At 64.2% G+C, this 12,183-nt stretch carries 11 protein-coding genes and 1 pseudogene; 10 read left to right on the forward strand and 2 right to left on the reverse strand.

Annotated features, from left to right (window positions below; translation table 11 throughout):
* Positions 1 to 121 (forward strand): annotated as a pseudogene (locus CK227_RS37220) (IS110 family transposase); the annotation flags it as partial.
* Between the two features lie 244 nt (positions 122 to 365).
* Positions 366 to 1,457, forward strand: a complete 1,092-nt coding sequence (locus CK227_RS12415; protein ID WP_010912860.1) for a 3-deoxy-7-phosphoheptulonate synthase — start codon at positions 366 to 368, stop codon at positions 1,455 to 1,457.
* A 115-nt stretch (positions 1,458 to 1,572) separates the two neighbouring features.
* On the opposite strand, the gene CK227_RS12420 is transcribed toward CK227_RS12415, so the two are convergent.
* Complete coding sequence (locus CK227_RS12420; RefSeq protein ID WP_095773124.1) at positions 1,573 to 2,208, reverse strand: LysE family translocator; 636 nt, start codon at positions 2,206 to 2,208, stop codon at positions 1,573 to 1,575.
* A gap of 129 nt (positions 2,209 to 2,337) precedes the next feature.
* Between CK227_RS12420 and CK227_RS12425 the strand changes: the two genes are divergently transcribed.
* Complete coding sequence (locus tag CK227_RS12425) at positions 2,338 to 3,033, forward strand: YafY family protein (RefSeq protein WP_095773125.1); 696 nt, start codon at positions 2,338 to 2,340, stop codon at positions 3,031 to 3,033.
* Positions 3,034 to 3,045: 12 nt separating this feature from the next.
* Here CK227_RS12425 and CK227_RS12430 read toward each other — a convergent pair whose 3' ends face one another.
* Positions 3,046 to 4,155 (reverse strand): Gfo/Idh/MocA family oxidoreductase, encoded by a 1,110-nt coding sequence (locus CK227_RS12430; RefSeq protein WP_095773126.1) that lies wholly within the window; start codon positions 4,153 to 4,155, stop codon positions 3,046 to 3,048.
* A gap of 156 nt (positions 4,156 to 4,311) precedes the next feature.
* Between CK227_RS12430 and CK227_RS12435 the strand changes: the two genes are divergently transcribed.
* The 7 genes from CK227_RS12435 to CK227_RS12465 all read left to right on the forward strand — a co-directional run bounded on the left by CK227_RS12435 (position 4,312) and on the right by CK227_RS12465 (position 12,176).
* Positions 4,312 to 5,157, forward strand: coding sequence for a MurR/RpiR family transcriptional regulator (locus CK227_RS12435; RefSeq protein ID WP_179296099.1), 846 nt, complete (start codon positions 4,312 to 4,314; stop codon positions 5,155 to 5,157).
* A gap of 231 nt (positions 5,158 to 5,388) precedes the next feature.
* Entirely contained in the window at positions 5,389 to 7,323 is a 1,935-nt protein-coding gene (iolC, locus tag CK227_RS12440) for a 5-dehydro-2-deoxygluconokinase (protein WP_095773128.1), read from the forward strand.
* 35 nt (positions 7,324 to 7,358) lie between these two features.
* On the forward strand, positions 7,359 to 9,209 hold the full coding sequence (gene iolD, locus CK227_RS12445; protein ID WP_095773129.1) for a 3D-(3,5/4)-trihydroxycyclohexane-1,2-dione acylhydrolase (decyclizing): 1,851 nt from the start codon (positions 7,359 to 7,361) through the stop codon (positions 9,207 to 9,209).
* A gap of 111 nt (positions 9,210 to 9,320) precedes the next feature.
* A complete protein-coding gene (gene iolE, locus CK227_RS12450; protein ID WP_095773130.1) occupies positions 9,321 to 10,238 on the forward strand; it encodes a myo-inosose-2 dehydratase in 918 nt (305 codons plus the stop codon).
* Positions 10,239 to 10,281: 43 nt separating this feature from the next.
* Positions 10,282 to 10,500 (forward strand): hypothetical protein, encoded by a 219-nt coding sequence (locus CK227_RS12455; RefSeq protein ID WP_010912852.1) that lies wholly within the window; start codon positions 10,282 to 10,284, stop codon positions 10,498 to 10,500.
* 4 nt (positions 10,501 to 10,504) lie between these two features.
* The gene (iolB, locus tag CK227_RS12460; RefSeq protein ID WP_095773131.1) at positions 10,505 to 11,317 is read left to right on the forward strand and encodes a 5-deoxy-glucuronate isomerase; all 813 of its coding nucleotides are present in this window, start codon (positions 10,505 to 10,507) and stop codon (positions 11,315 to 11,317) included.
* A gap of 151 nt (positions 11,318 to 11,468) precedes the next feature.
* Positions 11,469 to 12,176 (forward strand): DUF1045 domain-containing protein, encoded by a 708-nt coding sequence (locus tag CK227_RS12465; RefSeq protein ID WP_095773132.1) that lies wholly within the window; start codon positions 11,469 to 11,471, stop codon positions 12,174 to 12,176.
* Positions 12,177 to 12,183 lie beyond the last annotated feature (7 nt).

Below are 12,183 nucleotides of genomic sequence, written 5' to 3' on the forward strand. Positions count from 1 at the left end.
CTTCTACAAACGCCTCATCACCAACGGCAAAAAGCCAATGGTGGCCATCGCTGCCGTCATGCGAAAGATCGTCGTCACCTTAAACGCTAGGCTCAGGGACGCCGCCATTCCTCAGAGTTGATGACGAAATCGGGGACTTCGACCTTCGGGATTGACCGTCGTCAAGGGGACGTGACAAACGCCCCGGCTTCGACTATATGAGCCGCATGGTCCACCTGTCCGCCACCTATTGGTACTTTAGCAGCTCGCTGGCGGCGGGAGGATTGCGCTCGATCTGAAGATTGCAGCAACAAGATCCGAACAGCCGCCAGACCTGGCGGCTTTTTTGTTTCAGCCGGCAGGTCTCCTAACAGGAGCAGAAAGCCGTGTTGACCACCACAGACGACCTCCGGGTCAAGGAAATCCGAGAACTGAGCACGCCGGACCAGGTGATGCGGGAGATCCCGCGCACGCTGACGGCGACGCGCACCGTGAGCGCCTCGCGCAACGCCATCCATGCTATTCTGAACGGCACCGACGACCGGTTGCTTGTCGTCGTCGGACCTTGTTCGATCCACGATCCGGTCGCGGCCGTTGACTATGCCAGCCGTCTGGCGGCGCTGCGCGAGACCCTGTCCGACCGGCTCGAGATCGTCATGCGGGTGTATTTCGAGAAGCCGCGCACAACGGTCGGCTGGAAGGGCCTGATCAACGATCCCGACCTCGACGGCAGCTTCAACATCGACAAAGGGCTGCGGATGGCGCGCAATGTGCTGTCGGCCGTCAACAATCTCGGCCTGCCGGCGGCGACCGAATTCCTCGACATGACCACGCCGCAATACATTGCCGACCTCGTCGCCTGGGGCGCCATCGGCGCGCGCACGACCGAGAGCCAGATCCACCGCGAGCTGGCCTCGGGCCTGTCTTGCCCGGTCGGCTTCAAGAACGGCACCGACGGCAATCTCAGGATCGCCGGGGAGGCGGTGAAATCGGCCGCCCAGCCACATCATTTCATGGCGGTGACCAAGGGCGGACGCAGCGGCATCGCCACGACCACAGGCAATGAGGACTGCCACGTCATCCTGCGCGGCGGCGTCCAGCCCAACTATGACGCGGCGAGCGTCGAGGCGGCCTCGGTCGAACTCGCCCGCATCGGTGTCGCGCCGCGGCTGATGATCGACGTCAGCCACGCCAACTCGGCCAAGAAGCCGGAGAACCAGCCGAAGGTGGCGGCCGATGTGGCCGGCCAGGTGGCGGCGGGCGACGAGCGCATTATCGGCCTGATGATCGAGAGCAATCTCGTCGCCGGCCGGCAGGACGTGGTGCCCGGCAAGCCGCTGGTCTATGGCCAGAGCATCACCGATGGCTGCATCGACTGGGCGACCACCGAGACCGTGCTGCACGGCCTTGCCGGTGCCGTCGAGTGGCGCCGGTCGGCACGCCGCGCCATGCTGGAAAGCCGGCAGGGCGCCGCCTGATCCGATGACGATGTGGGAGGGGCGGCGCTGGAGCATGATCCCGAAAAGTGGAAACCGGTTTTCTCGGACAAACGGTTTCCGTTTGTCCAGAGATCATGCTCCAACAAAGGGCAGATTACGCCGCCCTCAGCCCTTCCCAGGCGGTGAACACCGAGACCGCAAAGAGCAACAGCCCGGCCGCGCGGCCGGCAAGAATGGTCGCCCGCGGATTGGCGATCAGAAGCTTGCGGCTGCGCCCGGCGGTGATGGCAAGCCCACCATAGATCGCGGCCTGCGTCAGCACCGTCATCAACCCCATCACGGTCGCCTGCACCCAGATCGGGCCGTAGTCCGGCTTGAGGAACTGCGGATAGACGGCAAGCACGAACAGATAGGCCTTCGGGTTGATCAGGCAAGTCACCAGCCCCTGGCGAAACGCCTTCCACGCCGAGCGGCTGCCGACAGGCCCGTCATGACCGACGGTTATGGAGCTGCGCATCAGCGTGATGCCGATGAAGGCCATGTAGGCGGCGCCGGCAATCAGCAGCGGCTTGAACAGGATCGGCACGAAATGCATGAGAAGGCCAACGCCAATCGCCCCGTTCAGCGTGTGCACCATGCCGCCGACCATGATGCCGCCGGTCGCGGCCAGGCCCCTGTCGCGGCCGCCGGTCAGTGCATTGGCCAAGACGAACAGCATGTCCATGCCCGGAACGGCGATGATGCCGAACAGCAGGATAAAGAAAAGCCAGAGATTTTCCGCGTAACCCATGTCAGTTGCCTGTCGCCTTGTCCCACCAAGCCGCAGCGGAACCTGTTGATTTTCAATTCGATAGGCAGTCCTATAGGTCGACCCAACTGACAATGGTGTGTCAGTTGCGGCCGGAACGTGGTGAGGAAAATGCGCAAGGCGTCACGCCTGTTCGAGATCATCCAGATCCTGCGGCTGGCGCGGCAGCCGGTGACGGCCGCCATGATCGCCGAGCATTTGGAAGTGACGATCCGATCGATCTATCGCGACATCGCCGCACTTCAGGCGATGCGCGTGCCGATCGAAGGCGGGCGCGGCATCGGCTATATCTTGCGCCCCGGTTTCGACCTGCCGCCGCTGATGTTCTCGATCGAGGAGATGGAGGCGATCGTGCTGTCGCTGGCGCTGCTGGAGCGCACGGGCGACGACGAGCTCAAGCAGGCGGCCAAGCGCGTCAGCAGCAAGATCGCCGGCGCGGTGCCGCCGCCGCTGCGCCAGACCTTCGAAGCCAATGCACTGCATGCCTGGGGTTTTGCCGCGCCCTCGGCCGGCACGATCAACCTGGCGCTGGTGCGGCGCGCCATCCGCGACGAGGAGAAGCTCGATCTCTCCTACCGCGACGAACTTGGCCGCGCCTCCGAGCGCCTGATCCGCCCGATCGCGCTAATCTACTACGCCGAAACCGCCAACATCGTCGCCTGGTGCGAGTTGCGTCAGGCGATCCGCAATTTCCGCAGCGACCGCATCGAGGATTGCCAGCCGACCGGGTTGCGGTTCAAGGGCGAAGGCGATCGGTTGCGACAGATCTGGGTGGACGGCTGGGAGACCCCGGCTGTCGGCGGGTAAGGCGAGAGGGAGCTACCGCACATCCACCCAGCGCTTGTCCTCAAAGGAGCGTGCCATGGCATGCACGGTGCGCTCGATCTCCAGTCCCTCGGCGAATTCGATGAGGCGCGCCGGCCTGCCGGCAAGCCGCGTCAGCAATTCGTGGCACTCGATGATCTTGAGGTCGTTGAAGCCCAGGCCATGGCCGGGCGCCGGCAGGAAGGCGTCGTAGGGCTTGTGGTGCGGTGCCACCAGGATGGTGCGGTAGCCCTGTTCGGTCGGGCGGTCCGCGGTGAGATAGAGCTGCAATTCGTTCATCCGCTCCTGGTCGAACAGGATCGAGCCCTTCGAGCCGAAGATCTGGATGGCGATGCGGCCCTTGCGGCCCCAGGCCGAGCGATTGACCTGCAGCGTGCCGGCAATGCCGTTTTCCAGATGCATCAGGACGCTGGCTATATCATAGGTCTCGACCGCGCGGCGTCCGCCTGTCGCGAGCTTGCGGTCGGCATAGGGCTTGGCCATGTCGCAGATGACGGTGGCGACGCGGCCGAACAGCACCGAGACCAGCGACAGCGGATGCACGGCGAAATCGTCGAGCGCGCCATAGCCGGAAGCGGCCTCGTGCTTCCAGAAGAACAGTGCCTCGGGATCGGCCATGAAATCCTCATCCATCTCGATGCGCAGATGGTTGACCTCGCCGATGATGTTCTCGTGGAGCAGCGCGCCGATGTGACGGATGGCCGGGCTCTGGATATAGTTGTAGCCCAGCGCGGCGACCTTGCCTGATGTCTTGGCCGCTGCCGCCATCGCCTCGGCTTCGGCAAAGCTCGGCGCCATCGGCTTTTCGCACCACAGATGCTTGCCGGCCTGGAGGATGGCGATGGCCATTTCCGGATGGAACTGGTTGGGCGTGGTCAGCGAGACGATATCGACCTCGGGATCGTTGACGACGGCGCGCCAGTTGCCTGAGGCCTTGGCAAAGCCGAATTCGCCGGCCTTGCGCCGGGCAAGCTCCTCATTGACCTCGCCGAGATGGACGAGCCTGGGCTTGGCCACATCCGGAAAGACGGCGCCGACGGCACTCCACGCGATGGCGTGACATTTGCCCATGAAACCCGTGCCGATAAGACCGACGCCGACCATTTTCCGTTTCCTCCGCTGCCTGAAGCACTGCGTGGATGAATTAGTCCATTTTCTCCAAGAATGGAATGTCTGCCTCATTTTTTATGGCGTTCTTGCGCAGGCTCGCTATGATGGGGCAGAGAGGACGCTTCACGGATGAGCTTGGACGGGCCGACGATGGACGAACGGATACCTCGCGACTTCGAGACGCTGCGCGCCACCATCCTCGACCGGCGCGAAAGCCTGCCGAAGCGCATCGCCCAGATCGCCGCCTACGCGCTCGACAATCCCGACGACATCGCCTTTGGCACCGCCGCCAGCATCGCCGCCTCGGCCGGCGTGCAGCCCTCAACCCTGATCCGCTTTGCCCAGCAGCTCGGTTTCGACGGCTTCACCAGCCTGCAGCAGGTGTTCCGCGAGCGGCTTCGCGAGCGCAACTCATCCTATGACGAGCGGCTGCAGGCGCTGCGCGCCAAGGCCGAGGGTGGCGCCGGCCACCGGGCGATCTTCGACGGATTCGTCGCCGCCGCCAGCACCTCGCTCGACGACATTTCGCGTACGCTGGATGACGCGCATCTGGAAGACGCGATTTCGCTGCTGGCAAAGGCGCAGACCATCTATGTCTTGGCCAAGCGGCGCTCCTATCCGGTGGCGACCTATATCGCCTATGCGCTGGGCAAGCTGAAAATCCGCAACCAGTTGATCGAATCGGCCGCCGGCCTGAACGCCGAGATGATCGCCTTCGCCACGCCGGCGGACGCCGTCATCGCCATCTCCTTCTCGCCGTATGCGCCGGCCACCATCGAGGAAGCCCGCACCATTTCCGAACAGGGCGTGCCGATCGTCGCCATCACCGACAGCTCGTTTTCGCCACTCGCCCAGTTCGCCAGGGTCTGGTTCGAGGTTGCCGAGGCGGATTTCGCCGGCTTCCGTTCGCTGTCGGCGACGATGGCGCTGGCCATGGCGCTGACCGTCGGCGTCGGCGAGAAGCGGCGCGATATGGGCCGCAAGCGCAAAGGCTGATCGGGCACCCTTCTTGTTTGACCATGATCTTTTCCGAAAACCGGCAGCCACTTTTCGCTTACGCGGTCCCTTGGTTCGGGATCATGGGCAGGCAATTTTAGACGAAGGAATGCTCATTCCATATTGACTATGGATTGGAATTATTATTTCATATTCCCGGCACCACGCTGCCGCTCGCGCGTGTTACCCAAACAATGTTGTTCCTGACAACAAGACTGACGGGAGGATCCAATGAGCGAAGCCGTGGACGCCAAACAGGTGCCGCTCGACGTCATCACCATCGGTCGCGCTTCCGTCGACCTCTATGGCCAGCAGATCGGCTCGCGGCTGGAGGACATCACCTCCTTCGCCAAGTCGGTCGGTGGCTGCCCGGCCAACATTTCGGTCGGCACGGCGCGGCTCGGCTTGCGTTCGGCGCTGCTGACGCGTGTCGGCGACGAGCAGATGGGCCGCTTCATCCGCGAACAGCTGAAGCGTGAAGGCGTCAACACCGACGGGCTGAAGACCGACAAGGAGCGGCTGACCGCCCTAGTGCTGCTTTCGGTCGAGAGCGAAGGCGTTTCGCCGATGATCTTCTACCGTTCGGACTGCGCCGACATGGCGCTGGCGCCGGAAGACATTGACGAGGCGTTTATCTCTTCGGCGCGTTCGATCGTCGTCACCGGCACGCATTTTTCGCGCCCCAACAGCGACGCCGCCCAGCGCAAGGCGATCCGCATCATGAAAGCCAAGGGCGGCAAGGTTGTCTTCGACATCGACTATCGGCCCAATCTGTGGGGCCTCGCCGGCCATGCCGAAGGCTTCGAGCGCTACGTCAAATCGGACCGGGTCTCGGCCCAGCTGAAGACGGTTCTGCCCGATTGCGATCTCATCGTCGGCACCGAGGAAGAGATCATGATCGCCTCGGGCGCCGACGACTGCCTGAGCGCGCTGAAGACGATCCGCGCGCTGTCGTCGGCCACCATCGTGCTGAAACGCGGCGCCATGGGCTGCATCGTCTATGACGGACCGATCAGCGACGATCTGGAAGACGGTGTCGTCGGCAAGGGTTTTCCGATCGAGATCTACAATGTGCTGGGCGCCGGCGACGCCTTCATGTCCGGCTTCCTGCGCGGCTGGCTGGGTGGCGAAGACCATGCGACGGCAGCGACCTGGGCCAATGCCTGCGGCGCATTCGCCGTGTCGCGGCTGCTGTGCGCGCCGGAATATCCGACCTTCGAGGAGCTGCAGTTCTTCCTCAAGAACGGCAGCAAATACAGGGCGCTGCGCAAGGACGAGGCGATCAACCATATCCATTGGGCAACCACCCGGCGGCGCGACATCCCGTCGCTGATGGCGCTCGCCTGCGACCACCGCGTGCAGCTCGAGGACGTGGCGGCGAAGGCCGGTGCCGATCCGGCGCGCATCCGCGATTTCAAGGTGCTGGCGGTCAAGGCAGCGGCGAAGGTCGCTGCCGGCCGTGACGGCTACGGCATGCTGATCGACGAGAAACATGGCCGCGAGGCGATGTTCGAATTCGCCGGGCATCCCTTCGCCTGGCTCGGCCGTCCTGTCGAATTGCCGGGCTCGCGGCCGCTGCGCTTCGAATTCTCGCAGGATATCGGCTCGCAGTTGGTGGAATGGCCGGTCGATCACTGCATCAAGTGCCTGTGCTTCTACCATCCCGACGATCCGGCGGCCTTGAAGGAAGAACAGCAGCAGAAATTGCGCGCGCTGTTCGAGGCGGCGCGGAAAGTCGGCCGGGAACTTCTCATCGAGATCATCGCCGGCAAGCACGGCAAGCTCGACGACACGACCATTCCGCGCGCGCTGGAAGAGCTCTATGCGCTCGGCATCAAGCCGGACTGGTGGAAGCTCGAGCCGCAGGCGTCGAGCGGCGCCTGGGCGAGGATCGAAGCGGTGATCCTGAAGCATGATCCGTGGTGCCGTGGCATCGTGCTGCTTGGCCTGGAAGCGCCGCAGGACGAGTTGGAGGCAGCTTTCGCCGCCACCGCCAAGGCGCCGATCGTCAAGGGTTTCGCCGTCGGCCGCACCATCTTCGTCCATGCGGCTGAGGAGTGGCTGGCCGGCAGGATGTCGGATGACGAGGCTGTCGCCGACATGGCCTCGCGCTTCGAACAGTTGACCGAGGCGTGGCTTGCCGCGCGCGGCCGCAAGGCGGCATAAGGAGGCGCGGCATTGGGACTGCGGAGGAAAACACCATGAGCAAGACAATCCGCCTGACGATGGCGCAGGCGCTGACCCGCTTCCTGTCCCGCCAGATGACCGAGATCGACGGCAAGAAAACGCCGATCTTCGGTGGCGTGTGGGCGATCTTCGGCCACGGCAATGTCGCTGGCATAGGCGAGGCGCTCTATCAGGTTCGCGACGAATTGCCGACCTTCCGCGCCCATAATGAACAGGCGATGGCGCATGCGGCGATCGCCTATGCCAAGGCCAATTTCCGCAGCCGCTTCATGGCGGCGACCTCTTCGATCGGTCCCGGCGCGCTCAACATGGTGACGGCTGCCGCACTTGCGCATGTAAACAGGTTGCCTGTCCTGTTTTTGCCCGGCGACGTCTTCGCCAACCGCATTCCCGATCCGGTTCTGCAGCAGGCCGAGGATTTTTCCGACGGCACGGCGACGGTCAATGACTGCTTCCGTCCGGTCTCGCGCTATTTCGATCGCATCACCCGGCCCGAGCAGATCATCCCGGCGCTGAACCGCGCCATGCAGGTGCTGACCGATCCGGCCGATTGCGGTCCGGTGACGCTGTCGCTCTGCCAGGATGTGCAGGCCGAAGCCTATGACTATCCCGAGAGCTTCTTCGCCGAACGGGTCTGGCACCAGCGCCGGCCACGCCCGGACCGCCACGAGCTTGCCGCCGCTGTGGCGGCACTCAAGGGCGCCAAGAAGCCGCTGGTGATCGCCGGCGGCGGCGTTCTCTATTCGCAGGCCTCCGATGCGCTGGCCAAATTCGCCGAGGGCGCCGGTATTCCGGTCTGCGAGACACAAGGCGGCAAATCCTCGCTGCCGGACGATCATCCGCTCAACATGGCGGCGGTTGGCGTCACCGGCACCTCGGCGGCCAACCGGCTGGCTGAAGAAGCCGATGTCGTGCTCGCCATCGGCACGCGCCTGCAGGACTTCACCACCGGCTCATGGGCGCTGTTCAAGAATTCCGGCAAGACCATCATCGGGCTCAACGTCCAACCTTTCGACGCCGGCAAGCACCGCGCCCTGCCACTGGTCGCCGATGCGGCCGAGGGGCTCGCCGAACTCGGTGCCGCGCTGAAGGGCTGGAAGGCGCCTGCCGCCTGGACCGACAATGCGGCCACCGGCAAGAAGGCCTGGCAGGCCGACGCGGCCAAGGTGACGGCCTCGACCAACGCCGCCTTCCCGTCCGACGCGCAAGTGATCGGCGCCGTGCAGCGGGCCATGGGCTCTGGCGTGACCTTGTTGCATGCAGCCGGCGGTCTGCCCGGCGAATTGCACAAGCTTTGGCAGGCCGGCGCGCCCGGCTCCTACCACGCCGAATACGGCTTCTCGACGATGGGCTACGAGATTGCCGGCGGGCTCGGCACCAAGATGGCGAAACCCGGCGAAGAGGTGGTCGTCATGATTGGCGACGGCTCCTATCTGATGCTGAATTCCGAGATCGCCACCTCGGTGATGCTCGGTTTGAAGCTGACTATCGTGCTGCTCGACAACCGAGGCTATGGCTGCATCAACCGGCTGCAGATGGCGACCGGCGGCGCCAACTTCAACAATCTCCTGAAGGATTCGCGCCACGAAATCCTGCCCGACATCGACTTCGCCGCGCATGCGGCGAGCATGGGCGCAATTGCCGAGAAAGTGCCGTCGATCGCCGGCCTGGAAAACGCCCTGCAGAAGGCGAAGACGAACGACCGCACCACGGTGCTGGTCATCGACACCGACCCGCTGGTCTCCACCGACGCCGGAGGCCATTGGTGGGATGTGGCGGTGCCGGAAGTCTCCGCGCGGCCGCAGGTCAACGCGGCGCGCAAGGCCTATGACGAAAAGCGCCAGATGCAGAGCGTCGGCGATTGATGCAGCTCCCCCCCCTTCTTCCCGTCCCCATACGGGGAGAAGGTGCCGGCAGGCGGATGAGGGGCAGCGCCGGCGGCCCAAGAATGAACTGTTCTAAACCGGAGTGACGACTTGAAAGCCAAACTGGGCATGTCCCCCATAGCGTGGTGGAACGACGATCTTGCGGAACTCAGCGATGACGTGTCGCTGGAGGAGTGCCTGCGGCAGTCGCGCTCGGCCGGTTTCACCGGCATGGAGATGGGGCGGCGTTTTCCCAACGACCCCGCCGTCATGCTGCCGATCCTCAAAGCCGCCGACGTGACGCTGTGCGGCGGCTGGTTTTCCGGCACGCTGGTCGATGAGGATATGAGCAAGAACAAGGATCGCATCCAGCCGATGATCGAGCTGTTCAAGGCGGTCAACGCGCCTTGCATCGTCTATGGCGAGGTCGGCCGCTCGATCCAGGGCGACCGCTCGAAGCCGCTGGCCACCAAGCCGAAACTTTCAGGCGACGAGATGAAGGCCTATGCAAGGCGCCTGACCGAATTCGGCGAATGGTGCGCCGAACAAGGCATGCCGCTGTCCTACCACCATCACATGGCGGCTGTGGTCGAGACCGAGCCGGAACTCGACGCCTTCATGCGCCATTCCGGCGAAGGCATTCCGCTGCTGCTCGATGCCGGCCACCTGGCCTTCGCCGGCGGCGATGTGCTGCGCGCCATCGACAACCACCACAAGCGCATCAGCCATGTGCATGTGAAGGATGTGCGCATGGCCGTGATCGACAAGCTCGACCGCACGAAACAGTCCTTCCTCGACGCCGTGGCGCTCGGCGCCTTCACCGTGCCAGGCGACGGCTCGCTCGACTTCGGCGCCATCGTGCAGCGCTTCGCCGACCATGGCTATGAAGGCTGGTTCGTGGTCGAGGCAGAGCAGGACCCGAAGAAGAACCCGCCGCTCAAGATGGCGCAGGTCGGCCACAAGGAGCTGATGCGGGTGATGACGGCGGCCGGCTACACGGTCGAAACCCAGGGTTTTCCGAATGCCTGACGCGACGGGTTCACGGCGAGGCAGGTTGCTGTAGATTGGCCCGATGAAAGATTCCGAGCACCCCTTCTTCCGCCCGTTGTGGCGGCGTGTCGCCGTCGTCGCGGTCTGCGTCATCTGGTCGATCATCGAGTTCGCCACCGGCACGCCATTCTGGGGCACCATCGCGCTCGGCTTCGCCGGCTATGCCGTCTGGCAGTTTTTTTATCTGTACAAGCCGGCCGACGAGAACAAGGCGACGGCCGAGTCCGAACCGAAGGAGTAACCCGATGTCCAAGCTGCTCGTCAAAGCCGACAAGGGCCATGGCCGCGTTGCCCATGTGACGCCGAAAAGCGCCGGCTGGACTTATGTCGGTTTCGACCTGCATCGGCTGCAACCCGGCGAAAGCGCCTCGGGAAAGACGGAAGACCGCGAAGTCTGCCTGGTCTACGTCACCGGCAAGGGCACAGCGAAAGCCGACGGCAAGGATCTCGGCCTGCTCGGCGAGCGCATGTCGCCCTTCGAGGGCAAGCCTTGGTCGGTCTATGTGCCGGAGGGATCGGACTGGTCGGTGACGGCTGACACCGATCTCGAACTCGCCGTCTGCTCGGCGCCCGGCCTCGGCGGCGGCCTGCCGGTTCGGGTGATCGGGCCGGACGATCTCGGCCAGGAGGTGCGCGGCAAGGGCACCAACACGCGCTACGTCACCAACATCCTGCCGGAAGGCAAGCCGGCCGATTCGCTGCTGGTGGTCGAGGTCATCACGCCCGGCGGCCACACGTCGAGCTATCCGCCACACAAGCATGACCAGGACAATCTGCCCGCCGAATCCTATCTCGAGGAGACCTACTACCACCGCCTCAACCCGCCGCAGGGCTTTGCCTTCCAGCGCGTCTACACCGATGCCGACAAGGATGGCCATCGCGCGCTCGACGAAGCCATGGCGATCGAGGATGGCGATGTCGTGCTGGTGCCCAAGGGGTATCACCCCTGCGCCGCCTGCCATGGCTACGACCTCTATTACCTCAACGTCATGGCCGGACCGAGGCGGACGTGGAAATTCCACAATGCGCCCGAGCACGAATGGTTGATGAAGGCCTGACCGGTCCGAGATTCCTCCTGAACCTGTTGATCCAGCTCGGAAAAATCGTCGGCTAAGGACCTATTGGGGTGATTTGCCTTCGAAAACCCTGCAAAGCTTCGTCAATCCGTCATGGAAATCACTTATGGCAGCGGTCTGACGAGGATTTTTGATGCGTTATGCCATCTATTTCACCCCCCGGCAGGACGAACCGCTGGCGCGGATCGCCGCCAACTGGCTGGGCTGTGACCCGTTCGGCGCGGCGACAAGGCCGGTTGAGGCCGTGGCCGATTTGTCGGCGGCGGAAGTTGCCTTCCACACCGCCTCGGCCCGCCGCTATGGCTTCCACGCGACGCTGAAGGCACCCTTCCGCCTGGCCGCCAACGAGACCGAGGCTTCGCTGCGCGCGGGGCTCGACCAATTTGCCGAAGCGACGCCCGTTGTGACGATCCCGCGTCTCGTCGTCAGCCAGATCGACAGCTTCTTCGCGCTGGTGCCGGAGGGGCCGCTGCCGCCGCTCAACCGTTTCGCCGACGAGGTGGTGCGCGATTTCGACCGGTTCCGCGCGCCGCTGACCGAGGCCGAGATCGAGCGGCGCAGCCCGGATTCGCTGAAGCCGGCCGAGTTCCGCAATCTCTGCCAATGGGGCTATCCCTATGTCTTCGAGACCTTCCGCTTCCACATGACGCTGTCGGGCCGCGCCGGGCCACAGGAAAGCCCTCGTTTGCGCGCAGCAATCGACAGCCTGTTCGCGGATGTGCTGCGGCAGCCGGTGCTGGTCGACGCGCTGACGCTGTTTGTCGAACCCGAACCGGGCGCGCCGTTCATGGTGCTTTCACAGCACGCGCTGGGACGCCGCCCGGCAAGGAAAACCGCCTGAACAGCCC

Origin of the sequence: Mesorhizobium sp. WSM4308, from assembly GCF_002294905.1 — a bacterium.
GTDB lineage: Bacteria > Pseudomonadota > Alphaproteobacteria > Rhizobiales > Rhizobiaceae > Mesorhizobium.

Bases quoted from the DNA above. Each gene is read 5' to 3' on its own strand.
- iolD (WP_095773129.1), top strand. From the start codon at position 7,359: ATGAGCAAGACAATCCGCCTGACGATGGCGCAGGCGCTGACCCGCTTC.
- iolC (WP_095773128.1), top strand. From the start codon at position 5,389: ATGAGCGAAGCCGTGGACGCCAAACAGGTGCCGCTCGACGTCATCACC.
- CK227_RS12435 (WP_179296099.1), top strand. From the start codon at position 4,312: ATGGACGAACGGATACCTCGCGACTTCGAGACGCTGCGCGCCACCATC.
- CK227_RS12430 (WP_095773126.1), bottom strand. From the start codon at position 4,155: ATGGTCGGCGTCGGTCTTATCGGCACGGGTTTCATGGGCAAATGTCAC.
- CK227_RS12420 (WP_095773124.1), bottom strand. From the start codon at position 2,208: ATGGGTTACGCGGAAAATCTCTGGCTTTTCTTTATCCTGCTGTTCGGC.
- iolB (WP_095773131.1), top strand. From the start codon at position 10,505: ATGTCCAAGCTGCTCGTCAAAGCCGACAAGGGCCATGGCCGCGTTGCC.
- CK227_RS12425 (WP_095773125.1), top strand. From the start codon at position 2,338: ATGCGCAAGGCGTCACGCCTGTTCGAGATCATCCAGATCCTGCGGCTG.
- CK227_RS12455 (WP_010912852.1), top strand. From the start codon at position 10,282: ATGAAAGATTCCGAGCACCCCTTCTTCCGCCCGTTGTGGCGGCGTGTC.
- CK227_RS12465 (WP_095773132.1), top strand. From the start codon at position 11,469: ATGCGTTATGCCATCTATTTCACCCCCCGGCAGGACGAACCGCTGGCG.